The 22,759-nt window shown below is 68.3% G+C and carries 20 protein-coding genes and 1 pseudogene; 14 read left to right on the forward strand and 7 right to left on the reverse strand.

Annotation, left to right across the window (positions count from 1 at the left end):
• Positions 1–358 precede the first annotated feature (358 nt).
• Positions 359–3,094, forward strand: coding sequence for an AAA family ATPase (locus NY1_RS34550; RefSeq protein WP_067721368.1), 2,736 nt, complete (start codon positions 359–361; stop codon positions 3,092–3,094).
• A gap of 173 nt (positions 3,095–3,267) precedes the next feature.
• Positions 3,268–4,011 (forward strand): SDR family oxidoreductase, encoded by a 744-nt coding sequence (locus NY1_RS34555; protein ID WP_067721369.1) that lies wholly within the window; start codon positions 3,268–3,270, stop codon positions 4,009–4,011.
• Positions 4,012–4,234: 223 nt separating this feature from the next.
• Here NY1_RS34555 and NY1_RS34560 read toward each other — a convergent pair whose 3' ends face one another.
• On the reverse strand, positions 4,235–6,991 hold the full coding sequence (locus NY1_RS34560; RefSeq protein ID WP_067721370.1) for an ATP-binding protein: 2,757 nt from the start codon (positions 6,989–6,991) through the stop codon (positions 4,235–4,237).
• 267 nt (positions 6,992–7,258) lie between these two features.
• Here NY1_RS34560 and NY1_RS34565 point away from each other — a divergent pair, with 267 nt between their 5' ends.
• The 4 genes from NY1_RS34565 (at position 7,259) to NY1_RS34580 (ending at position 11,024) form a co-directional block, all read left to right on the forward strand.
• Positions 7,259–7,933 (forward strand): sigma-70 family RNA polymerase sigma factor, encoded by a 675-nt coding sequence (locus tag NY1_RS34565; protein ID WP_233434614.1) that lies wholly within the window; start codon positions 7,259–7,261, stop codon positions 7,931–7,933.
• Positions 7,934–8,016: 83 nt separating this feature from the next.
• The gene (locus NY1_RS34570) at positions 8,017–8,961 is read left to right on the forward strand and encodes an alpha/beta hydrolase (RefSeq protein WP_067721372.1); all 945 of its coding nucleotides are present in this window, start codon (positions 8,017–8,019) and stop codon (positions 8,959–8,961) included.
• Positions 8,962–8,996: 35 nt separating this feature from the next.
• Positions 8,997–9,728: an alpha/beta fold hydrolase gene (locus NY1_RS34575; protein WP_067721373.1), complete on the forward strand. Its 732-nt coding sequence runs from the start codon at positions 8,997–8,999 to the stop codon at positions 9,726–9,728.
• 96 nt (positions 9,729–9,824) lie between these two features.
• Entirely contained in the window at positions 9,825–11,024 is a 1,200-nt protein-coding gene (locus NY1_RS34580) for a low temperature requirement protein A (protein WP_067721374.1), read from the forward strand.
• Between the two features lie 39 nt (positions 11,025–11,063).
• On the opposite strand, the gene NY1_RS34585 is transcribed toward NY1_RS34580, so the two are convergent.
• The 4 genes and pseudogenes from NY1_RS34585 to NY1_RS34600 form a co-directional block, all read right to left on the reverse strand.
• Positions 11,064–12,797: an L-aspartate oxidase gene (locus NY1_RS34585; protein WP_067721375.1), complete on the reverse strand. Its 1,734-nt coding sequence runs from the start codon at positions 12,795–12,797 to the stop codon at positions 11,064–11,066.
• A 63-nt stretch (positions 12,798–12,860) separates the two neighbouring features.
• Positions 12,861–13,604: an SDR family oxidoreductase gene (locus NY1_RS34590; protein WP_067721376.1), complete on the reverse strand. Its 744-nt coding sequence runs from the start codon at positions 13,602–13,604 to the stop codon at positions 12,861–12,863.
• 98 nt (positions 13,605–13,702) lie between these two features.
• Positions 13,703–14,593, reverse strand: a pseudogene (locus tag NY1_RS34595) (alpha/beta fold hydrolase); the annotation flags it as partial.
• A gap of 4 nt (positions 14,594–14,597) precedes the next feature.
• Positions 14,598–15,638, reverse strand: coding sequence for a ferritin-like domain-containing protein (locus NY1_RS34600; RefSeq protein ID WP_067721377.1), 1,041 nt, complete (start codon positions 15,636–15,638; stop codon positions 14,598–14,600).
• Positions 15,639–15,816: 178 nt separating this feature from the next.
• Between NY1_RS34600 and NY1_RS34605 the strand changes: the two genes are divergently transcribed.
• The 3 genes from NY1_RS34605 to NY1_RS34615 are packed head-to-tail and all read left to right on the forward strand — an operon-like array spanning position 15,817 to position 18,349.
• Positions 15,817–16,248: a cupin domain-containing protein gene (locus NY1_RS34605; protein WP_067721378.1), complete on the forward strand. Its 432-nt coding sequence runs from the start codon at positions 15,817–15,819 to the stop codon at positions 16,246–16,248.
• A gap of 18 nt (positions 16,249–16,266) precedes the next feature.
• A complete protein-coding gene (locus tag NY1_RS34610; RefSeq protein WP_067721379.1) occupies positions 16,267–17,127 on the forward strand; it encodes a hypothetical protein in 861 nt (286 codons plus the stop codon).
• Positions 17,128–17,152: 25 nt separating this feature from the next.
• On the forward strand, positions 17,153–18,349 hold the full coding sequence (locus NY1_RS34615; RefSeq protein ID WP_157762636.1) for a hypothetical protein: 1,197 nt from the start codon (positions 17,153–17,155) through the stop codon (positions 18,347–18,349).
• Positions 18,350–18,413: 64 nt separating this feature from the next.
• On the opposite strand, the gene NY1_RS34620 is transcribed toward NY1_RS34615, so the two are convergent.
• Positions 18,414–19,106, reverse strand: coding sequence for a transglutaminase-like domain-containing protein (locus NY1_RS34620; protein ID WP_218028527.1), 693 nt, complete (start codon positions 19,104–19,106; stop codon positions 18,414–18,416).
• Between the two features lie 71 nt (positions 19,107–19,177).
• Between NY1_RS34620 and NY1_RS34625 the strand changes: the two genes are divergently transcribed.
• The 3 genes from NY1_RS34625 to NY1_RS34635 all read left to right on the forward strand — a co-directional run bounded on the left by NY1_RS34625 (position 19,178) and on the right by NY1_RS34635 (position 20,823).
• Positions 19,178–20,119 carry a hypothetical protein gene (locus tag NY1_RS34625; protein ID WP_067721381.1) on the forward strand — a complete coding sequence of 314 codons (942 nt, stop codon included), beginning with the start codon at positions 19,178–19,180 and terminating at the stop codon, positions 20,117–20,119.
• 76 nt (positions 20,120–20,195) lie between these two features.
• Positions 20,196–20,498 carry a hypothetical protein gene (locus NY1_RS34630; RefSeq protein ID WP_067721382.1) on the forward strand — a complete coding sequence of 101 codons (303 nt, stop codon included), beginning with the start codon at positions 20,196–20,198 and terminating at the stop codon, positions 20,496–20,498.
• 103 nt (positions 20,499–20,601) lie between these two features.
• Positions 20,602–20,823 (forward strand): DUF2283 domain-containing protein, encoded by a 222-nt coding sequence (locus tag NY1_RS34635; RefSeq protein WP_067721400.1) that lies wholly within the window; start codon positions 20,602–20,604, stop codon positions 20,821–20,823.
• Positions 20,824–20,847: 24 nt separating this feature from the next.
• Here NY1_RS34635 and NY1_RS34640 read toward each other — a convergent pair whose 3' ends face one another.
• Complete coding sequence (locus NY1_RS34640) at positions 20,848–21,150, reverse strand: dihydrofolate reductase family protein (RefSeq protein ID WP_067721383.1); 303 nt, start codon at positions 21,148–21,150, stop codon at positions 20,848–20,850.
• Between the two features lie 51 nt (positions 21,151–21,201).
• On the opposite strand from NY1_RS34640, the gene NY1_RS34645 reads away from it, so the two are divergent.
• Together NY1_RS34645 and NY1_RS34650 are read left to right on the forward strand one after the other, a co-directional pair.
• Complete coding sequence (locus NY1_RS34645; RefSeq protein WP_067721384.1) at positions 21,202–22,098, forward strand: NAD(P)H-binding protein; 897 nt, start codon at positions 21,202–21,204, stop codon at positions 22,096–22,098.
• Positions 22,095–22,748 carry a CPBP family intramembrane glutamic endopeptidase gene (locus tag NY1_RS34650; RefSeq protein ID WP_067721385.1) on the forward strand — a complete coding sequence of 218 codons (654 nt, stop codon included), beginning with the start codon at positions 22,095–22,097 and terminating at the stop codon, positions 22,746–22,748. The genes NY1_RS34645 and NY1_RS34650 overlap by 4 nt, the downstream gene beginning before the upstream one ends.
• Positions 22,749–22,759: the final 11 nt, after the last annotated feature.

Below are 22,759 nucleotides of genomic sequence, written 5' to 3' on the forward strand. Positions count from 1 at the left end.
CGCAGTCCGGTCTGGGCTGCGAGTGTCGAGTTCGGAGTGGAGTGAATGATGTTCCGGAATCCGCGTTGGGCGGTTGCCTTCATCACCATGGCCATCGTGACCCTGGTGACAGCCCCGATCTGGGCGGCGGGTCCGCTGTGGGATGCAGCAGGGCCTACGGTCGTTCTCGCTCCTGGTGGGTCCACCGACGTCGACGCTCGGCGAGTGCCATTAGTCACGCCGATCGTGCTCGGAGCACCAGTCCCGAGTTCGTGATCCGGTCACGCTCTTCCAAACTGGAGCATTTCAAGACAGGATGATCACTCTGTGGTTGCTGGAGCCGACCGGCTCGGATCCACCGTGGAGAAGGCAGGCGAGAGTGGCGTTTCGGGGGCAGGTCGAGTTGGTCGGACGCGGAGCGGAATCGGCTGCCCTGGATCGATTGGTCGCGGCGATCCGCACGGGTGAGAGCCGGGTACTGGTCCTGCACGGCGGGGCAGGGGTCGGCAAGTCGGCGCTGCTGGACTATCTGGAGGGTGTGGCGACCGATCTGCGAGTGATGCGGGCGGTCGGTGTCGAGGCGGAGATGGAGCTCGCGTACGCCACCCTGCATCAATTGTGTGTGCCGATGCTGGATCGGCTGACAGCCCTGCCGGAGCCGCAGCGGCACGCGCTCGAAACCGTTTTCGGGTTGCGGGCAGGCACGCCGCCCGAACGCTTTCTGGTCGGGTTGGGGGTGCTGAGCTTGCTCTCGGACGCTTCCGAGAGCGGCCCGCTGCTGTGCGTGATCGACGATGCGCAGTGGATGGATCGGGCCTCGGCACAGGTGCTGGGTTTCGTAGCCCGCCGGCTGCTGGCCGAATCGGTGGCCCTGGTTTTCGCGGCCCGGCAACGGTCCCATGATCTTCTCGGATTGCCGGAGCTCGAGGTCACCGGGTTGAACGAGACCGACGCTCGCACCTTGCTCGACACGGCGACTCCCGCCCGCCTCGACCATCGCATTCGCGATCGGATCGTGGCCGAGGCCAGGGGCAATCCCCTTGCGTTGCTGGAACTTCCGCGTGAGCACACCGTCACCGAACTCGCGGGCGGCTACGGGCTTCTGCCCATCGACAGCGTGCCTGGACGGATCGAGCAGAGCTTCCTGACCCGGATCGACGAGTTGTCCGCGCCGAGCAAGCGGCTTTTGCTGATCGCGGCTGCCGAACCGGTGGGCGATCCCGCGCTGGTGTGGCGCGCCGCCGAACGGCTCGGAGTCACCCCGGCCGCGGCACTCGACGAACAGACCGACGAACTGCTGTCCTTCGACATCCGCGTCACGTTCCGGCACCCGCTCGTTCGCTCGGCGGTGTATCGCGCTGCTACGGAAGAGGATCGGCGGGCGGTGCATCGCGCGCTGGCCGAAGTCACCGATCCGAAAGTCGATCCGGACCGTCGAGCCTGGCATCTGGCCTCGGCAGCGGCGGAACCGGAGGAGACCGTCGCCGCGGAACTGGAACGGTCCGCCGATCGGGCCCAAGCCCGGGGCGGATTGGCCGCCGCGGCCGCGTTCCTGCGACGGTCGGTGGACCTGACCGCCGATACCTCGCGCCGTGCCGAGCGGGCGGTCGCGGCCGCCGATGCCAGTGCCCGGGCCGGTGATCTGGATGTGGCGCGCCGCCTGGTCGATCTCGCCGACCTGGAGGCGAGCAGCGAATTGCTGCGTGCCCGAGCGCAACTGGTACGGGGCAGGATCGCACAGGCCGCCGGCTTCAACGAGCAAGCGCCGCCGATCCTGCTGGCGGCGGCACGGCGGCTGGAACCTTTCGACCGCGATCTGGCCCGCGAAACCTATTTGCTGGCCTGGGGCGCGGCGGCATGGGGGGCCGCCGACAACGTGAGCCTCACCGCGATTTCCGAAGTGATCCGGGAACTTCCGGCCCCGCCGGCGAATCCGCGGCCGATCGACCTGGTGCTCGAGGGCTGCGCGCTGCTGGGCACCGCCGGCCGGGGCACCGCGATCGGACCGCTGCGGCGCGCACTGACCGCGCTCGTCGATCTACCCGTCGCGGACCTGCTCAAATGGGGTTGGGCCGCCTGCGGGCTGAGTCCGGCGGTCTGGGACGAGCGGGTGATGATCGAAACCTACACGCGCGCGGCGGAAGCGGTGCGCACCGCCGGAATCCTGACCGAGCTGCCGATCTATCTCGCCTCGCTCGGCGCGGCGACGTCGCTGATCGGCGACTTCACGGCGGCGGCGGGTATCGTCGCCGAATCCGAAGGCATCGCGGCGGCGACCGGCATCCCCCTCGCGCCCTACACCACGCTCATCCTGACCGCCATGCAGGGCAAGGAGTCCGAGGCCACGGCCCTGATCGCCGCCACCATCGAACAGACCGCGGCGGACGGCCAGCTGACCGGAGTCACCACCGCGCAATGGGCGGCCGCGGTCCTCTACAACGGCCTGTCCCGCTACCACGACGCGTTGTCGGCGGCCCAGGCCAGCACCCGGATCGCTCAGCTGGTCGTATCGGTGTGGGTGCTGCCGGAGCTCATCGAAGCGGCGGTCCGGGTGGGTGACGACCGGGCCGCGAACGACGCCCTGGACCGGCTCACCGATGCCGCCGCGGCGGCCCAAACCGACTGGGCGCAGGGGATTCTGGCGCGCTGCCGGGCGCTGCTGTCCGACGGCGTCAAGGCGGACGACCAGTACCGGGAGGCCGTCGAAAGGCTGAGCCGGACGCTCATGCGCCCGGAGCTGGCGCGTGCGCACCTGCTGTACGGCGAATGGCTGCGCAGGCAATCCCGGCGGGTCGACGCGCGGCACCAATTGCGTACCGCCTACGAGATGTTCGACGCGATCGGCATGACGGCGTTCGCCGAACGCGCCCGCCGCGAACTGCTCGCCAGCGGCGAGAAGGTCCAGAAACGGATCGTCGAGGTCACCGGTGAGGACCTGACCCCGCAGGAAAGGCAGATCGCGGTACTGGTCGGTGAAGGTCTGTCCAATCCGGAGGTGGCCGCCCGGCTGTTTCTCAGCCCGCGCACCGTCGAATGGCATCTGCGAAAGATCTTCACCAAGTTGTCGATCACTTCCCGGCGGCAGTTGCGCGGGGCCCTGCCCATTGCCGACTGAGGCCACCGGTGGACGCTTCGACGCGTTCGCGATCGCCTTCCGCACCCGTGTCGCGATCCCTGGTCCGAGAGAACCAGGGTGTCTCCCGGGGGCGACCGGCAGCCCGGATCCCCGAGTCTGATCGCACCGGTTCATGGCGCCGGATGTCCTCGACCCAGGGAGATGAGGCAGTGATGTCAGATCAGCCGTTGCGTGGAGCCGCCGCGCTCGTCACCGGCGCCAGCGGCGGCATCGGCGCGGCGACCGCGGCCCGATTGGTCCGTGAGGGCGCGGCGGTCGCCCTGATCGCACGCAACCGCGAACGCTTGGCCCGGCTCGTGGACGAGCTCACCGCGCAGGGCGGGCACGCCGTCGCGGTGCCGGCCGATCTCACCGTCCCGGTCGAGGCGTACCGGGCGGTGGAGGAGGCCTGTGATCGGCTGGGGCGTCTGGACATCGTGGTGAACAGCGCCAGCACCATGGTGCTGGAAACGGCGCTGCACACGCCGATCGAGGAATGGGACCGGATGATCTCACTCAATGTGTCGGGGCTGCTGCACGTTACCCACGCCGCTGTCCCCTACCTGATCGACGCGGCCGCGACCTCGCCGCGGCGAGTGGCGGATCTGGTGAACGTGGGCTCGGCCGCCGGGCGGGTCGCGCGCCCGGCGGGCAGCGTCTACCACCTGACCAAGTTCGGCCTCAACGGGTTCACCGAATCACTACGCCAGGAACTGCTTTCGGAGGGCGTGCGAGTGAGTGTCGTGGCTCCCGGACTGGTGGATACCGCCGCCCGGCACAGGTCGCGCGAGGCTGCGGGCCGGCCGGAACGACTACGGCCGGAGGATATCTCGGACTCGATCGCCTATATCGTCACCCGCGATCGCCGCATCGCCGTCAACGAAATCGTCGTCCGGCCGGGCGGCCAGCTCTGGTGACCACTCGGCCGGTCGGCGCGGGTGTCACATCGGCGGCGGCCGGGTGGTCCTTGTTCTCGGCAGGCGCCCGGTCGAGTCACGAGGTAAGAGCACGGAATACCGGGTTTCAGACGGCTCCCCCGCGGAGTACGCGTCAAGCAGAGCGTGGCTGGTCCCACCCGCCGCCGGGCGCCTCCCATTCGAAAAAACGGCCACGGGCACAGCCTTACAGGCCCCGGCCGGATCAGTTTTCCAGTGCGCCGCGGATTTCCTTGCGTGAGGTGATCCCGAGCTTGCCGAACACCTTGCGCAGATGCCATTCGACCGTGCGCGCGCTGAGGAACAACTCCGCGCCGATTTCGGAGTTGGTCAGGCCGTCACCGGCGAGCCGCGCGATCTGGGCCTCCTGCGCGGTCAATGCCGCGTGGGCTTCGATCGTGCTGTGGCGCACCGATTCTCCGATGGCGAGCAGTTCCCGGCGGGCACGCTCGGCGAACGCCTTGGCGCCGAAACGATTCAGCATCTCGTAGGCCGTCCGCAATTGCGCTCGGGCCTCGGCCCGCCGCTGCTCGCGCCGCAGCCACTCGCCGTACACCAGGTGGGTCCGCGCCAGGTGCACCGCGATTCGTGTGCGGCCCAGATGCTCGATGGCCTCACGGTACAACCGGTCGGCGGTTTCGCCCTCGCTGAGCAGGGCTCGCGATCGCGCCGAAATACCCCGCGCCCAACCGGTTCCGCTGGCGTCGGCGCGTTCGGTGAGCTGCCGGAGCGCCGCCTCGCCCGCGGCAAGGTCCCCGGCGTAGGCCGCCGCCTCCACCAGTTCGAGCAGCGCGAATCCGGACATGCCGAGGTCGTCGTGTTCGGCGGCCAGCTGCGCGCTGCTCAGCGCGGCCCGATACTGGCCGAGCCCGTTGTACAGCAGCGAGTGCAGGTAATGGCCGCCGCTGAGTGTTCGGCCCTCGCCCCAGGCGGCGGCCAATGCGACCTCGGTATCGATCAGCGCGGGCGCCTGCGCGTCCTCCCCGCGCCAGGCCACCAGCAGCAAGGTCGTGTACATGATCGGAGAGTTTCCCGTCACCTCGAGCAGCGCCCGGGATTCCTCGACAAGTACTGCGGCGACGTCGAATTCGCCCGCGCGCAGATGCACCCCGGCGCGGTAGCTCAGCGCGAGGGGGAGGAAGTTCAGCGCTCCGGTTTCCCGAGCGGCCCGCACCGCCCGGGTGGACAACTCGTGCCAGCTCTCGTCGTCCCACAGTTCGGTGGCCGTCGGCCAGGTCAGCCAGAGCCAGCGCATACTGTGCTCGGCATCGGCTCCCCGGCCGTCCCAGAATGCGTGCAGAGCGCGCCGCAGTGGCGCGGCGCTCGCGGCGTAGCCGGTCGCGAACCGCGTCACCAGACCGGCGAGCAGCGCGTCCGCCGGATTGTCCGGCGCGCCCGCGTCCGGCAGCGCGGCCCGCGCCTGCTCCGCCACCATTCCCAATTCGCCGTCGCGACCGAGACGGCTGGCGAAGACCGCCGATCCGATCGCCTCGAGGTAGGCGGCGCGCGCCTGATCGGGATAGCAGGGTGCGAGCCGGGCCGCCGCGTCGAGCAGTAACGGCAGCGCCGCACCGCCCCGTCGACGCGCGAAGACGATCTGGGCCCGCAGCCGCGCCACCCGTGCGCGCTGTGCTTCGTCCAGCGGACCCATTTCAGCGGTGGCGAGCAGTTCGTGTGCCGCCTCCGGGATTCCGGCCTCGAACGCGGCCTGGGCGGCGGCCACCGCACGCTCACCCCGCCTGCCCGGATCGGGCGTGAGCCCGGTCGCCCTCCGGAGGAAGGCCGCCGCCGCGGCGATCCCGCCACGCGCCTGCGCGCGCTGTGCCGAACGTTCGAGCGCGTCGGCGACCTCCTCGTCGGGCTCGACCGCGGCATTGGCCCGATGCCAGACCTGGCGGTCCGGATCGGCGGCCGGATCGGTCACTTCCGCCAGCGCGCGGTGCGCCTCTCGGCGTTCTCGCGGGTCGGCCGCGCGGTACGCCGCCGATCGGACCAGGGGATGCCGGAAACGAACATGCGCGCCGAGTTCGATCAGGCCCGACATCTCGGCCGCGGCGAGCGCATCCGGTTCGATGCCCAGGTGCGCGGCCGCTCGCCGCAGCAGCGCGGCGTCACCCACCGGCTCGGCCGCGGCCAGCAGCAGCAGCCGTCGAGGCTGCGCCGGCAGGGCGACGATGCGTCGCAGGAAGCTTCGCTCGATCTGGCTGGCCACCGGTTGCGCATCCGGGCGGCCGAACCCGCCGGCCAGCTCCGCGGCGGTCAGTCCTCGCGGCAATTCCAGCAGCGCCAGGGGATTTCCGCGGGCTTCGGAGACGATGCGGTCGGTGACCCGCTGGTCGAGCCGGCCCGGGACCGCCGCCGCGAGCAGGGCGCGCGCGTCGTTGTCACGCAGGCCGCGCAGGACGAGTTCGGGCAGACCTGCCAGTGGATCATCGCCCGATGCCGGGGTGCGCACCGCGAAAACCAGCGCCACTCTTTCGGCCAGCAGGCGGCGTGCGACGAAGGCCAAGGTCTGCGCGGACACCTGGTCCAGCCACTGCGCGTCGTCGATCACGCAGACCAGCGGCATGTCCTCGGCGACCTCGGCCAGCAGGCTGAGCATCGCCAGTCCGACCAGGAAGCGGTCCGGGGTCGCGCCGCTGCGCAGTCCGAACGCGACCGCGAGCGCGTCCCGCTGCGGCTCGGGCAGCCGGTCGAGGTGGCTCAGCATCGGCGCGGCCAGCTGGTGCAATCCGGCGAAGGCCAGCTCCATCTGGGATTCGACGCCCGCCGCCCGGGCGATCCGGTACCCGATCGCGCCCCGCACCAGGTATTCGACCAGCGCGGATTTGCCGATGCCCGCCTCGCCGCGCAGCACCAGTACCTGGCTGTGGCCGGATGCGGCCTCGGCGAGCATTCGTTCCAGCGACTCACATTCGCCACGCCTACCGCGCAGTCCACGAAGCGGATTGCCGCCCGACATCAACCAATCACCGCCGAATCGAAGGAGCCCAACCACGTCCACGTTAGGCCCGCTAATGATCTCATCCGAGCCCCCGCCTCCGAGCATGCCCCGGGCATAGCGGCGCCGGGCACGTGTCCCTGGCCCGGGTATCCCCGGGGGTTCGCCCGGGATTGCCAAGGGCGCGAGCAGGACCCGGCCGGGACGACGGTGAGAGGGCGGCTCAGCAGCCGCTCCTCGAGATCGCCGAGCCGGAGGGCGGTCGAGGCCAGACGAAAGGACGACGCAATGTGCCCGTCGAGCACCCTCACCGTCCCATCCGAAGCGAGTATGTCGCCGCGCCCCCTCCCGCCGGAGCCGAGCGGGTACGTGACGGACTTCCAGGGACTGCGGCCGCGGCTGTTCGGGATCGCCTACCGCGTACTGGGCCGGGCGGCCGATGCCGAAGACGTCGTACAGGATGTGTGGCTGCGCTGGCAGGGCGCGGATCGGGCCGTCGTCCGGGATCGGGTCGCGTTCCTGGTGACGATCACGACCCGGCTGACCCTCAATGCCGCCGGTTCGGCGCGGGCACGCCGGGAGATTTCCGTCGATCACTGGTTGCCGGGGCAGGTGCTCGACGCCGAGGACCCCGCGCGGGCGACCGAACGATCGGCCGACCTCGAACAGGCGGTTCTGCTTCTGCTGCAACGACTCTCGCCGACGGAGCGGGCCGTGTTCGTACTCCGCGAGGCGTTCGACTATCCGTTCCGCGATATCGCCCAGCGGCTTCGGATCAGTGAGGCCAATGCCCGCCAGCTCGGTCGGCGCGCTCGCACGCATCTGGCCGGACCCCGCCGGGAACCGGTGCCTCGAGCAGCCCGGGACCGGCTGCTGAGCGCATTCCTCGAGGCCGCACGCAGTGGCGCCGTGGTGAACCTGGAACGGCTGCTCACCGACGACGTAGTCACCTCGAGATCGTAAGCCGGACAACGCATCAGAGCCGTCGTCACGAATCCGGGAACCACCCGGTCCTTGGTTTCGACACAACCCGGAAAGGCACACCGATGACGAAACCCATCCTCGAACCGTCGGCGCAGCAGTTCGCCGACGCCACCGCCCGGCCGCCGCTCCTGTACGAACTCGGCGTCGCAGGCGCCCGCAAGGTCCTCGATGACGTGCAGGCGGCGCCGATCGACAAACTTCCCGTGCGGGACAAGTGGATCACCGTACCCGCCGAAGTCGGGGATGTACGGGTCCGCATCGTCAAACCCGTTGACGCGGACGGTGATCTGCCCGCGATCCTGTACATCCACGGCGGCGGCTGGGTGCTCGGCAATGCCGGCACGCACGACCGGCTGGTGCGGGAGCTGGCCGTCGGGGCCCGGGCCGCGCTCGTGTTCGTGGAGTACGACCGGTCGCCCGAGGCGCGCTATCCGGTCGCGATCGAGCAGGCCTACGCCACCGCGCGATGGATCACCGAACACGGCGCGAGCGAAGGTCTGGATGCGTCCAGGCTGGCGGTGGCCGGAGATTCGGTGGGCGGCAATATGACCGCGGCCGTGACGATCCTGGCCGAGCACCGCGGCGATGTGCGGTTCGTCCACCAGTCGCTCTACTACCCGGTCACCGACGCCGGTCAGGACACGCCGAGCTACCGCGAGTTCGCCGACGGCCCCAACCTCACGGCCAAGGCGATGGCGTGGTTCTGGGACGCGTATCTGCCGGACCCCGAAGGCCGTGACGAGATCACCGCCTCACCGCTGCGGGCCCGCCTCGAGGACCTGGCCGGGCTGCCCGAGGCGTTCCTGGTCGTGGACGAGAACGACGTCCTGCGCGATGAGGGAGAAGCCTACGGCCGCAAGCTCGCCCAGGCCGGAGTGCGGACCACCAGCGTCCGCTACAACGGCACCCTGCACGACTTCATGATGCTCAACCCGGTGCGCGACACCGCGGCCTCGAGCGCCGCGATCGAACAGGCCATCCGCGTGCTGCGGGCCGCGCTGCACTGACTCGACCAACCCCCTCCCCCGGAAGAGAGAATGAAATGACCCATCAGAAGCCCACCGTCGTCCTCGTGCACGGCGCGTTCGCGGAGTCCGCCAGCTGGTCCGGCGTCGTGGAACGCTTGCGGGCCAGGTCCATCGAGGTGGTCGCCGCCGCCAACCCGTTGCGCGACCTGCCCGGCGACGCCGCCTACCTGCGTGATGTGATCGCGAGCATCGACACCCCGGTCGTGCTGGTCGGCCATTCCTACGGCGGCCTGGTCATCACCGAGGCGGCCACCGGCAACGACAGGGTCGCCGCGCTCGTCTACGTCTGCGCGTTCGCGCCCGAAGCCGGCGAGTCCGCGCTGGAGCTGTCGGGCAAATTCCCGGGCAGCACCCTCGGCGAGGCACTCACCGCCTATCCGATCACCGGCGGCGGCAACGAATTCGCCATTCGGCCCGAGGCGTTCCATCACCAGTTCGCCGCCGACGTACCGGCCGCCACCGCCGCGGTGATGAGCGCGACCCAGCGCCCCGTCACCGAGCTCGCCCTGACCACGGGCTTGCCGGCGCCGACCCCGGCCTGGAAATCGGTCCCGTCCTGGTTCGTCTTCAGCGACGCGGACCTCAATATCCCGGTGGCCCTGCACCGTTTTATGGCCGCCCGGGCCGCGGCCAAGGGCACCCGCGAGGTACCGGGTGCTTCGCACGCGCTGTCGGTGTCCCAGCCGGACGCGGTGGCGGCATCGATCCTCGATGCGGTGCGTGCGACCACACCCGCGCACGCCTGACCGGTACGCACGGCACGTCACTGAGCCGCAGTCGGCCGAAACCGGCTGCGGCTCAGTGCTTTTCCTCTCCACCGAACGCTTCAGGAAGTACTGACCATGAACACGAACCCACGTCCTGCCGACCGGAGAGGGCCGCTGCGGGTCCGAATGCGCGGCCGGTCGATCGACGAACCGCATCGGGCGGCGACCGGGCTGGAGCTGCTGTTCGACCTCACCTTCGTGGTCGCGGTCGCCGGTATCGTCGCGCAGCTCGGCCACGCCATCGGCGCGGGGCATCCGATGCCGGCGCTGGCGCCGTTTCTCCAGGTGTTCTTCGCCATCTGGTGGGCGTGGATGAACTTCACCTGGTTCGCCTCCTCCTACGACACCGACGATGTGCCGTACCGGCTGCTGACCCTGCTGCAGATGGCGGGCGTGCTGGTGCTGGCGGCCGGTGTGCCCGCCGCGTTCGAGCACGACGACTACACCGCCATCACCATCGGCTATCTGGTGATGCGGAGTTGCCTTGTCGTGCAATGGTTACGCGCGGCACACGGGGACCCGGCGAGCCGCCGCACCGCGCTGCGCTACGCGACGGGCATCGCGGTGCTGGAGGCGCTGTGGCTGGTGCGGCTCGCCCTGGCCGCGGCCGGCGCGCTGCCGGATCTCGTGTCGCGGCCGGTGTTCCTGCTGCTGGTCGCCGCGGAACTGGCGGTGCCGGTGTGGGCCGAGCGGGACGGCGGCACCGCATGGCATCCGCACCATATCGCCGAGCGCTACACGCTTTTCACGATCATTCTGCTCGGTGAGAGCGTGCTCGCGGTGTCCTCCGGAGTGGCCGAGGCACTCGATGGTGGTTTCCATCCGGCACTGGTGGTGGTCGCTTTGTCGGGGCTGGTGCTGCTGTTCGTCCTGTGGTGGCTCTACGACCTGCAGCCCGGCGGTGCGGGCCTGGCCGAACGCCGCACCTGGTCGTTCCTGTGGGGCTACAGCCATTACGCGATCTTCGCGGCGCTGGCGGCGCTCGGCGCGGGGTTGGAAGTTGCCGTGCGCGAGAGCGACGGCCGCGGCACGTCCGCGCTCACCGGTGGCTTCGCGGTGGCGATTCCCGCGGCTTTGTTCCTGATCCTGCTGTGGGCGGCGCATGCCGGGTTGGCGTCGGTGTCGCGCATTCGCCCGCGCGTACTGTGCACCGCGGCGGCGCTGATCCTGCTCACGCCGCTCGCCACCGCGAGCTTCCCGGTCGCCACGGTGGCGGCGATCGCCCTCGTCGCCAGCGGGGCCCTCGCGCTCGCCCTGCGTGCCCCGGCGGTGTGAACAAGGGGTACGGGCGCTCGAAGCGCCCGTACCCCAGCATTATTCGACCAGTTTTCCCGCGCTGGAGACATCCCGCATGAGCGGCGCGATGTCCTCGGGAACCTCGGGAATCGATTCGCGTTCGAGCCGGCCGGGCCCCGACCACACCAGGTTCACCCGCAGTGCCGGATCCAGCTCCGGATAGTCGGAACGGTTGTGGCAGCCGCAGGTCTCGCGGCGTTCGAGGGCGGCCTCCAGGGTGGCGCGCGCCGCGAGCATCGAGGACTTCAGATCGAAAGCGTGCGCCAGATCCTGGAACCCGGCGGCATCGGGGTGCACACCGATATTCGCCGCTCGTTCCTCGACCTCGCCGAGTTCGGACAACCCCTGCCGCAGGCCGGTCTCGTCGCGCACCACGCCGGCGTGTTCGGTCATGGTGTTGCGCAATGCCCGTTGCAGGGCGCGAACGTTTTCTCGCCCGTCGGCTGCCAGCAGGCCGTCGACCTCCCCACGCGCCTCGTCGACCGCGGCGACCGAACGTTGTTGCGCGGACAGCTCGTTCGAGTACCGGGCTGCCGCCTCACCGACGATGCGGCCGTAGACGAGCAGCTCGATCAGCGAGTTGCCGCCGAGCCGGTTCGCACCGTGCAGGCCGCTGGAGGCCTCGCCGATGGCGTAGAGACCCTCGACCCCGGTGCCGTGGTCCTCGGATCGAACCCACACCCCGCCCATCGAATAGTGGGCGGTGGGCGCGATCTCGATGGGATCGCGGGTGATGTCGAGCATCTGCAGTTCGAGCATCGTCTGATAGACCCGCGGCAGCCGCCGCATGATGGTCTCGCGCGGCAGATGCGAAACATCGAGCCACACACCACCGTTCGGCGTTCCACGCCCTTCCTTGATCTCGGTGTAGGCGGCGAGCGCTACCCGGTCCCGGGTGGACAGTTCCATGCGTTCGGGGTCGTACCGTTTCATGAACCGTTCCCCGGCGGCGTTGCGCAGGATGCCGCCTTCGCCACGCGCCGCCTCGGACACCAGTGTGCCCGCCGCGTTCTCGGGTTCGATGAGCCCGGAGGGATGGAACTGCACCAGCTCCGGGTCCCGGATGCGGGCGCCGGCCAGCACCGCCAGGCGGAACGAGTCGCCGGTGTTCTCGTCGCGGCGCGAGGAGGTGCGCCGCCAGATGCGGGTGTGTCCCCCGGCGGCCAGGATCACCGCGTCGGCGTGGAACACATAGCGGGATCCGGTGTCGAGATCGAACCCGTACGCGCCGAAGACCACGTTGTCGCGCACCAGGATCCGGGTCACATAGCAGGTGTCGATGATCGGGATGCCGAGCAGCGCGGCGCGGTTCACCAGGGTGCGCTGGATCTCCAACCCGGTGTAGTCGCCGGCGAAGGCGGTGCGCCGGTAGGTGTGCGCGCCGAAGAACCGCTGCGAGATCCGCCCGTCGGATTCCCGGGCGAAGGGCATCCCCCACCGTTCCAGGTCCTCGATGCCGCGGGCGGCGTTCGCGGCGACCACCCGCACGATATCGGGGCGGGCCAGCAGATAACTCTCGGTGATGGTGTCGGCGGCGTGCTGCTGCCAGCTGTCCTCGACGTCCATGGTCGACAGAGCAGCATTGATACCGCCCGCGGCCAAGGTGGTGTGGGCGTCGGCTTTGGGTCGTTTGCCGAGCACGATGACGTCCACGCCGCGTTCGGCCAGCTCGATCGCGGCGCGCAAGCCGGCGCCGCCGGTGCCGATGACGAGCACGGACGTCGCGAACCGGCGTTCGTCCGGAGTAACCATCGTTTCATTTCCCTTCGAACGGAACCGATGCGCGGGCGGCTCGCGGCCGCCCGCGCGATCAGCTCACTGACGAGCCAGCCACTCCGACAGTCGGATTCGCGCCAGGTGCGCGCCCGGTCCGGGCAGCAGGCTGTCCTGCTTCAGGACGGCTCCGAAGTAGCGGGCCTGCGGATCGGTGATGACCTCGCGCACATCCTTGCGCGCCCGCAGTACGGTGCCGATCCACTGATCCATGCCGAACACCTCGGGTCCGCCGATCTCGAGGGTGCCGTTGAGCGGAGCGCCCGCGGCGGTCGCCCCGACCACCGGCGCCACCTCCTCGGCGGCGATCGGCTGCACGCCCGCGCCGGGCAGCCGGATCTTGCCGTCGACGGTCGCGGAATCGGCGATGCCCCCGGCGAATTCGAAGAACTGCGTCGAGTGCACGAGCGAATACGGCAGCCCCGAACCCTTGATCAGTTCCTCCTGCGCCACCTTCGCCCGCAGGTATCCGGACTCGGGCAGGCGGTCGGTGCCGACCACCGACAGCGCGACATAGTGCCCGACGCCAGCCGCCTCGGCCGCCTGCAGCAGGTTGGTGGTGGAGGTGCGGAAGAAGTTCATGACGTCGTCGTCGGCGAACGACGGCGAATTGGAAACGTCGACAACGACGTTCGCGTCCTGCAGCACCTCCTTCACGCCTTCGCCGGTCAGCGTGTTCACGCCGGTGTTCGGGGCGGCCGCTACCGCCTGGTGGCCGTGCTCGTTGAGACGGGTGACGACCTGCGAGCCGATCAGGCCGGTGCCGCCGATGACGACGATCTTCATGCTCGATCCTTCCGTGGGAATGTTGCGGTGGGGCTGGTGAGAGTGCCCTGTATCGAGGACAAGGCGGACCGCGAACTCGTGACATCGACCTCGCGTGCGAGCCGGTCCGCGTCGAGGACGGCCCGGGCGAACTCCGCCGGAGCCTCCTGCGGCACGTTGTGTCCGACACCGTCGAGGACGAGGTGTTCATAGGGGCCGATGAACTTGTCGCGGTATGACTTTCCATCCTTGGCCGCGCCGTCGAAATCGCTGCCGATGCTGACGGCCGGGACGGTGATGGCGGGCGCAGCGGCCAGGCGCCGTTCGTAGTCGTCGTAGCGGGGCTCGCCCGGGTCCAGGCTCAGCCGCCAGCGGTAGTTGGAGATGACGACATCGACATGGTCGGGGTTGTCGAAGGCGGCGGCGGTGCGGTCATAGGTGGCGTCGTCGAAGTCCCACTGCGGGGAGGCGCGCTGCCAGATCAACCGGTTGAATTCGTAGCGATTGCGGCTGTAGCCGCGGCGGCCGCGTTCGGTGGCGAAGTAGTACAGGTACCACCAGCCGAGTTCGGCCCCGGGCGAGAGCGGCTGCTGCTGGGCCTCGCGCTGGGTGAGGATGTATCCGCTGACCGGCACGATCGCCCGGCATCGCCGCGGCCACAGCGCGGCGATGACGTCGACTGCCCTTGCACCCCAGTCGAATCCGCCGAGAATCGCGGACTCGATGTGCAGGGCGTCCATGAAATCGACGATGTCGCGGGCGATGGCGGACTGCTGGCCGTTGCGCACGATCCGATCGGACGAGAATCTGGTGGGACCGTATCCGCGCAGGTACGGCACGAGCACCCGGTATCCCGCGTGGACCAGCAGCGGCGCGACGTCGGTGAAGCTGTGCACGTCGTAGGGCCAGCCATGCAGCAGGATGACCGGTGATGCGGTGGCGGGACCGTATTCGAGGTAGGCGACATTCAGCAGACCCGCGTCGATCCGCTGCGGTTGAGGCGTGGGCATGCGACTACTCCCGGTCCTCGGGCGCCACGTATTCGAATGTCGGTCCCGCCGTGGTGCGTCCGTCGCCGCTGGGCATCTTCATCAGGGCCTGGGCTTGAGATTTCAGGGCGTACATCGCGCCGACCGCGTCGCGCATCTGCGACGGGCTGCCGTTGAAGGTGTCCTCGAGGAGGTACAGCAGCAGGCAGTAGGTGTTGTCGAATTCGCGCTGCGCGGCGCGGATCGGACTGTCCTCGGGATAGTCGGTGCTGCTCGGATTGATGCGCATCGGCTGAACCTTGGTGAAGTCCAGCTGGATCGGTTCGCCGGTCGGCCCGGACCGGGGCGTGTCGCCCGGACGGAAGCGCCGGCCTTCCTTCAGTTCCAGGAAGCGGTAGTAGTGCGCGACCTGATCGCGTTCGGGGTCGATGACGTCCTTGTCGCCATCCCACACCTCGGTCGGGGAAGCGCCCTCGCCCTGCTCGACGATCTCGGCCAGTGCGGCGAGCGCGGATTTCAGGTCCCGCACCGGAATCACCTGTCCGCCACCACTGCTGAAATGCATCTCGTCGAGTTGCCGCTTGGGATCGCCGCTGAACACCGCGTCCTCGCCGAGGGCGTCGACCAGGGTGCGCAGCCCGTTCTCGATGGCCGCGTAGAACTGCCCGATCGTGTGGTAGCGGTCGCCTTCGGGCTGGGCGCCGACCGATGCGGGGCGCTCGACGGCCAGGAACAACTCCAGCGAATCCGGGCCGAACGGCGCGAGATTCAGCTGTATGGACGGGTCACTGTGCGGCAGCGGATGCGGGTAGGACGGCAGCAGTTCGGGCGCGTCGAGCTTGGGTGCACCGCCGACGGCATTGAGCAGATTCGCCGCCAGCGCCAGATGCAGCATCTCCTCCACGAACACGCTGCCGATCACCTGTGCCGCTTCGGCATTGGCGGCCGGATCCAGGGAGTACAACGCGCACAGATAGGGCGGAATGGTCGCGTGTTCCAATTCGATCGCCCATTGCAGATGACGCCGCAAGTCCTCCAGCGTCTCGATGGGGTCGGCGATACCCATGGTCGAACCTCTTCTCGGCAGATCGTCCGGATGTGTGTCGACAACTTGGACAGGGCAGCTCGGCGAAGCGTGACAGCCGCCCGCGCCCGCCCCCGCCATCTCGCCGGGTCGTGTCACAACCCGCGGTCGTCCCCGGTCCTTGTTTTCGACCCTGCGGAACGGCTTGTGAGGAGTACCGATGACCGAGGCAGCATCGACAGCGAAGAGCAGCGTGTGGGAGACCGCGTTCACGGTCGTGCAGGAGGCCGTGCCGCCGTTCATTCCTGATGGGGCGCATGCGATGACGGTGGTCATCGCCTATCCGCCGGGTGATCCGGGTGCGCCGCCGCACCGGCATCCGGGCGGGCCCGCGTTCGGCTACGTCATCGACGGCGAGATGCGCTTCGAACTCGAAGGGCAGGCGCCACGCGTCATCCGGGCCGGAGAAGCCTTCTGGGAACCCGGCGGCGACGTCATCCACTATTCGGACGGCAACAACCGCGACGATATCGGGCTGCGTTTCGTCGTCACCATGATCTGCGATCCGGCCCAGCCGATGCTGGCGCTCGTCGAGGAAGACGAACTGCGCGCCCGCGCCGGCCGGCGTGTTCCGGCCGCACCGAAAGAATAAGCGAGGGAGGCCATTTCGATGTCGAAGATCCTGCTGCAAACGACGATCACCGCGCACCCCGACGACTGGAGCATTGCCCGGTTCGCATTGCTGGCCGCCGAACTGCGGGCCGCCGGCCACGATGTCACCGCCCGCGACCGGGCCGTGCACGGCGCGAACGATCCGATCCTGAGCCGACTCGACGACTCGGATTTCAACCAATTATGGCTGCTGGCAGTCGATACCGGCGACGGGCTCACCGACGCCGAGACGACGGCCATCGTCCGGTTCCGCGAGAACGGCGGCGGTGTGCTGACCGCGCGCGACCATCAGGACCTGGGCAGCTGCCTGCTCGGACTCGGCTCACTGGGCGAGGTGAACCATTTCCACCAGCGCAATCCCGATCCCGCCCGCGCACGCGACGACCAGGACACCCCCGCCATCTCCTGGCCCAACTACCACTCCGGGGCCAATGGCGACTATCAGCCCGTGTACGCCATGGCGCCGGTGCACGACCTGTTGCGCACCGGCGCATCCGGGAGCGGCCGCATCGAATGGTTCCCCGCGCACCCGCACGAGGGCGCGGTCTCGGCGTGCGCGCCCTTCGCCACCGTCGTCGCCCAAGGCCGCAGCATCGTGTCCGGCCGCCGGTTCAACCTCGCGGTCGCGCTGGACGGGGAAGTCGCGGCGGACGGCCGGACCATGGGCCGGGCGCTCGCCGAATCGACCTTCCACCACTTCGCCGACTACAACTGGGATCTCGACCGGGGAGCGCCCTCGTTCGTCAGCGAATCACCCGGCACCCAGATCAAAGCCGACCCAGCCCGGCTGACGATCTACCTGAACTACATCCGCAACATCGCGACCTGGCTCCACCCGATCACGGCGGAGGGCAGATGACGGCTGTCCCGACTAGGTTTGTCAGGTGGAACGTGAAGTGTTCGCCGCACGGCTCGCCGCCGCAGCAGCAGCGGCCGTGCGGTGCGCACGCACCCAGTTGATCGAGGATCTGCCGACGCCGCTGGCATTCAGGGTTCGGCTGAACCAGTCCTACGACGGTATTCCGGCGCAGCCGGGCGAGATCAGATTCGCCGAGGACGATTCCCGGGACCGCGCTATCGGCTTGCACCGCTGCGACTTCGAGACGGTGGTCGACACGTTGTGGCGGCAACGCCACGTACCCCTATGGGTGAATCTCGCCGTCGTCGGCATCTCGCATACAGCGACGATCATCGAAGTCGTCTGCTGCGGACGGTACACCGCCGACGAGGACAAGCTCTACCAGATGCCCGGTGGCACAACGCCATTCCACGCAGTCGGCCCCGTTTTGCCACCCTCCCAAGACGGCAACCGATTCAGCATCCACACGCGCAGCGAATGCTGGGACCACCAAGACCTGGACGCCCTCAGGTCAGCCCCGAACCAGGTGTGGTCATTGAGAATCGAAACCTCCGACTTCGACCACCAAATGCTCGATGCCGTCCCCGATCTATACAACGTGGAAATCATCGAACACACCGCATGCACCCTCACCAGCGAGGCATCGGCCGCCTTCACCCGCTTCCCGAAACTACGAATTCTGCGATTAGACCTGGAAGCTGATCATTTCCATCTCGGCACCAGCCCTCTGCCCGCTCTCACCAGCCTCGAGCTGCACGGCCGAGACACCATCCGATTAGACCTCTCGTTCCCGAAAACCCTCCCCCACCTTCGCCTCACAGCACCGGGAGTCACCCCTACCTCCCGATCACTCCTCCGTGTCACTGACCTCGATCTCCACCTCTCCCACAGCACAGACAGCGCCATCACCGACCTACTGAACGCGATCTCCCCCACCGAAACCCTGAGCCTGCGCGGTACCCCCGTCACCGATTCGATCCTGCCGATCCTCGAGCGCTACCACCTGACCCGCATCGACCTGACCGCCACTCAGGTAACCACCGCAGCACTGAACGACTTCCGCACCCGCCACCCCGACTGCACCCTGTTCCCCCAACCACCGACACCAGCAACGAAATCGATTCGGGCCGCTGCCAACTGGGCCTATCAGCAAATCCAGCTGCCGAGAACCCACAACGACTCCGGCGTGGCCGAAGGAAGCCCACCAACCACCCCTAGCTGAGGAACCGTTCCGCCTCGCCCGCAAGGCCCGGTCGGAGGGTGCCGCATGCGCGGGCGGCCCGGAGTCAGAGATCCGATGGAAGCTCGGCGTCGTAAATCGCGAGGGTGCCGGCGGCTGCCCGCAATGCGTCGACCACGACCGGTGCCGCCGTACGGAAGAGCTGCGGGTAGTCGATCTCGCCCTGGGCCGGGTCGATCGAATAGGCAAGTCGTTCCTCGCCGATCGAGAACTCGGTGGTGACGTTGGCGTTGTTGCCACGCGGGTCTTGGCGATGCCAACGACCGTCGAGATGCACGGCGACCAAACCGTGGATCACATGGCCTTGGCGGCGGGCCAGCCGCTGATAGCACAGGGCGGTCGGTATGCCCTGTGCTCGCAACAGCGCGGTGAGCAGGTTCGATTTCGCGTAGCAGAGCCCAACGCGATGTTCCAGCACTTCCGACGCGGTGAGCGTGACCCGAGGATCGCGCACGTCATAAGAGTGCCCGACCTTGTCGCGAACCCATTCGAATGTGTTGCGCGCGTAGTCGATCGGAGTACCGGACTCGGTCCACAATGCCTCGGCGAGCGCTCGCACCGCCGGATGGTCGACCTCGATGATCTCATCGCCCAGCAGGTAGTCGCCCGGATCCACATCCGACCGTATGAAAATAGACATGTCTGCAATATTATGCAGAACGTCGATTGTGTCACCGGGCGGCCCCAACTTCCGCCAGTCCGTGATGCGATCTCCGGCGAAAGACTGGTAATAGGGCATGTGCGGCCGGCGATGAACGCACGAGGTCCGGGTGAGCGGATCGAAGTCCGCATAGCTGAGGTTAGGCCGTGATGACCGAAACTCCGTCCAGTGATTCGGTTCCGGTCGATCACGCGTGGGCCAATCGTTTCAAGGCCTTCCTACCGCGGAGATTGGCGAAGGTTTCTGTACTGATCCTGGCGACGGTACTGGCGGTGGTCCTCATCATCGATGTCGTCACCGACCGGTTGGCGACAGGAACCCCAGCCACACTGAACCCTGAGATTCCTACTGGGTTGGGCAGCGGCAGTTCTGCGCCGGTAGGCCCCTGGCGGCTGACTATGTCCGACTACAGACTCGCCGGGGACCACTACGAGGTAACGGTGAAGGCGCGCAACGAGAGCTATCAATCCGCGGATCTGGCCGCGCTGAAGTTCTTCGGCGGTGCCACCAACCGCAACGGCTTCACGGATTCGAACATCCAAGCCAGCCTGAACTGCTCATCCCACGACGCCCCGACGCTTCCCCGGACAGGACTGATCGCGCCCGGCGCCGAGGCGGCCGGGCGAGTGTGCTTGCCGATCAACACCTCTCGATACGGATCGAGTGGGATGTGGAGCCAGGTCAGTGCATACATCGCCGACAGCACGTCGATCGATTCACCCATCGTCACCGACCTCATCAGCGGACGGGTCGGTTCGTACGGCGGCAATGGAGGCAATGTCCCCGATGGCGACCATGTCTCCACGCAGGTCCACGCCGAAATAGGCGATATCCGCACCGAGGGCCCCGCCACGCACATCAAGTTGGCCCTAGCCCACGGCCGCCTCTACCGTGATTGGCTGCTCTACGTTGCCGCCGGCGGCGGTCGTGAATGCGAACCCGGATCGGATCACCACGTGCTCCTCGAGCCCGCTGGCCCCCGAATGGCCCTGAGCGGCGACACAATCGAACTCTGCGTACTCGGCGCACTCAAAAACTACACAGTCGCACTCACTCCCCGCGTGTTCTGGGAGTTCCCCCGCGCGAACTGAACCAGACCCCGTGCGGCCCCGAGCCGCGCCAACCACCGCGCACATCCGGCGAGTCGATCGTGATGCAGGATGGGCCATGACCACTCCGCACCCGCAATCGCCGATTGTCGATGTCTACGCATTGCTGAACGGCGCGTTCGATTTGCGGTCGTATTCACGGCGATACCTGGTACTGAGCACGAAAGCGCCGCTCCAGCAGAAGTTCATTCCGACCATGGCCGACTTCGATCAGGCGTTCTTCGGGCCGATCGTGGCCATGACGGACGCCATCGAATGGCTGGAGGGTCAGGGTTGGACTCTGGTGAGCATGCTCGATCGCGACAAGGAGCAGAACAACTTCGCGTACACACTGGCGTTCATGCGCCGCGCTCAGCCCTGATCGTTCGGCCCCATTCGGACGTCCCGATCATCGACCCGCATTCAATCAGATAGGCCCAATCCATCGATGCGTGCATTCTACGGCCGTCGAGCAGGATGGGTACATGATCGCACCCAGAGTCACCTACGACCCGGTAGCCGACGCCGCGTACATATACCTGACGCACGAGATCCTGCCCGGTGGCGTGGCCAAGACCGTTTCGGTTGATCCGATGACGATCGGCGGCATGGTCAACCTGGATCTCGACGCTGAGGGCCGCATTGTCGGGATCGAGGTGCTGGGCGCCAAGTCGAGGCTGGATCCGCACTTGTTGTCCGAGGAGTGACCCACGTCCGCACGGGCCGTGCGGTCATTTGCACACCACGTAGCGCAGATGCAGGACGCCGGGATCCTCCAGCGTGCGAACGAGATCGAGTTCTATGTGCTCGGCGGGGAGCCCGTCGAACAGTCGTCGGCCGCGGCCGAGCAGGACCGGCCGGAGCTGGATGTCGATCATGTCGAGTACGCCCGCTTTCAGCGGGTGTGTCGGGACGAAGATCGGGACCCCGTCGTGATGGTCCCCGCCCCAGTAACCGGCGAAGTCTGCGGTCCGTTTCCCGGTGATCACGGGGTTCTCGGCGTTGTCGTCCGGACCGGTATCGGTAGTGTTCATGGCATCTCGCGTTCTGGTTCCGCTCGTCTCGCTCACGGAGAGGAATCTCGCATGACGGTGCTCGTGGCAGGGGCCTCCGGTTTCGTCGGCACCTGGTTGTGCCCGGAACTGGAGCGGGCAGGACATGCGGTGCGGGCCATGACGCGCCGGCCGCAGTCCTATTCGGGGGCGGGGACGGCAGTGCGCGGGGATGTCGATGACCCCGCCTCGCTGCGGGAGGCGATGGAAGGTTGCGACAGCGCCTATTACCTGGTGCATTCGCTCGACGACCCGAACTTCGAGCAGCACGATGCCGATGCAGCGCGGTGCTTCGGCCGGGCCGCCGCCGACGCGGGGCTGCGCCGGATCGTCTATCTGGGCGGATTGGGCGACGATCGCGACGACCTGTCCCCGCATCTGCGCAGCCGCCGGGAAGTGGAGCGATTGCTCGGCGCGGCGGACGTGCCGGTCACCACGCTGCGAGCGGGCGTGATCGTCGGGCACGGCGGTATCTCTTGGGAGATGACTCGCCAACTGGTGGAACACTTGCCCGCGATGGTTACCCCGAAGTGGGTGCGGGTCAGGACGCAGCCCATTGCGATCACCGACGTGGTCCGCTATCTCGTCGGGGTGCTGGATACTCCGGAAGCTGTCGGGCGCACCTTCGATATCGGCGGTCCCGAGGTCTTGTCCTACAGCGATATGCTTCGCCGCCTGGCGGCCATCGAGGGCCGACCGCTCGTGGTGCTGCCGGTCCCGCTGCTGTCGCCGCGGCTGTCCGCGCTATGGCTGTCCCTGGTGACCGATGTCGACGCCCGCACCGGCCGCTCACTGATCGCCTCCATGACGAACGAAACGGTAGTGCGCGACAACAGCATTCGTGATGTGGTGCCCTTCGAGCCGCTGGACTACGACGAGGCGGCCCTGCGCGCACTCGGCCAGCGGGCCAAGGCCAGGCGGGACGCGTGACAGCGGCACCCTGGCGGCGCGCCGCGGTCGCCGGCTGCACGGCTTTCGGGGCCGGGCTGCTGCGCGCATCGCTGTCGGCGCGCCCGGACAGCCGGGCGTTCTACGGTTTGAGCCTGGCGACCGCCGCCACGTGGGCGGTGGGCGGTACGGTCCTGGGTCCGCCCCGGCTGGGAAACAAGTCGGGCGCACTGTTCGCGCTGCCGATCGGCGGTGCCGCGTTCGGGGTGTTCTACGGTTGCGCGCTGGTGGCCCGCCGCATTCCGACGCTGAACCGGGCGATCGCCGATGTGCTGCGCTACGCCGACGAGGCTCCGCCGGATCGGACGCTGTTCATCGCGCTGGTCAGCGGGGCAGGCGAGGAACTGTTCTTCCGGGGGCCGGTCTACGACGTGGCCGGAACGCGCCCGGTCGCCGTATCCACCGGCGTGTACTGCCTGACCACCACCGCCACTCGCAACCCTGCCCTGGTCCTCGCCTCAGCCGTGATGGGCACGCTGTTCGCGCTACAGCGCCGGGCATCCGGCGGCGTCGTCGCACCCTTGCTCACCCATCTCACCTGGTCCACCTTGATGATTCGCTATCTACCCGCTCTCTTCCCCACCTCCCCGGCGGACCCACCGGGCCAGGCGCGACAGCGGCTCATCGGCTGATCAGGGTGAAT

Source organism: Nocardia yamanashiensis NBRC 100130 (assembly GCF_001613325.1).
Classification (GTDB): domain Bacteria; phylum Actinomycetota; class Actinomycetes; order Mycobacteriales; family Mycobacteriaceae; genus Nocardia; species Nocardia yamanashiensis.

Coding starts and splice junctions, on each gene's coding strand:
- NY1_RS34555 (WP_067721369.1), top strand. CDS start 3,268: ATGTCAGATCAGCCGTTGCGTGGAGCCGCCGCGCTCGTCACCGGCGCC.
- NY1_RS34560 (WP_067721370.1), bottom strand. CDS start 6,991: ATGTCGGGCGGCAATCCGCTTCGTGGACTGCGCGGTAGGCGTGGCGAA.
- NY1_RS34565 (WP_233434614.1), top strand. CDS start 7,259: ATGTGCCCGTCGAGCACCCTCACCGTCCCATCCGAAGCGAGTATGTCG.
- NY1_RS34570 (WP_067721372.1), top strand. CDS start 8,017: ATGACGAAACCCATCCTCGAACCGTCGGCGCAGCAGTTCGCCGACGCC.
- NY1_RS34575 (WP_067721373.1), top strand. CDS start 8,997: ATGACCCATCAGAAGCCCACCGTCGTCCTCGTGCACGGCGCGTTCGCG.
- NY1_RS34580 (WP_067721374.1), top strand. CDS start 9,825: ATGAACACGAACCCACGTCCTGCCGACCGGAGAGGGCCGCTGCGGGTC.
- NY1_RS34585 (WP_067721375.1), bottom strand. CDS start 12,797: ATGGTTACTCCGGACGAACGCCGGTTCGCGACGTCCGTGCTCGTCATC.
- NY1_RS34590 (WP_067721376.1), bottom strand. CDS start 13,604: ATGAAGATCGTCGTCATCGGCGGCACCGGCCTGATCGGCTCGCAGGTC.
- NY1_RS34600 (WP_067721377.1), bottom strand. CDS start 15,638: ATGGGTATCGCCGACCCCATCGAGACGCTGGAGGACTTGCGGCGTCAT.
- NY1_RS34605 (WP_067721378.1), top strand. CDS start 15,817: ATGACCGAGGCAGCATCGACAGCGAAGAGCAGCGTGTGGGAGACCGCG.
- NY1_RS34610 (WP_067721379.1), top strand. CDS start 16,267: ATGTCGAAGATCCTGCTGCAAACGACGATCACCGCGCACCCCGACGAC.
- NY1_RS34620 (WP_218028527.1), bottom strand. CDS start 19,106: ATGCCCTATTACCAGTCTTTCGCCGGAGATCGCATCACGGACTGGCGG.
- NY1_RS34625 (WP_067721381.1), top strand. CDS start 19,178: ATGACCGAAACTCCGTCCAGTGATTCGGTTCCGGTCGATCACGCGTGG.
- NY1_RS34630 (WP_067721382.1), top strand. CDS start 20,196: ATGACCACTCCGCACCCGCAATCGCCGATTGTCGATGTCTACGCATTG.
- NY1_RS34635 (WP_067721400.1), top strand. CDS start 20,602: ATGATCGCACCCAGAGTCACCTACGACCCGGTAGCCGACGCCGCGTAC.
- NY1_RS34640 (WP_067721383.1), bottom strand. CDS start 21,150: ATGAACACTACCGATACCGGTCCGGACGACAACGCCGAGAACCCCGTG.
- NY1_RS34645 (WP_067721384.1), top strand. CDS start 21,202: ATGACGGTGCTCGTGGCAGGGGCCTCCGGTTTCGTCGGCACCTGGTTG.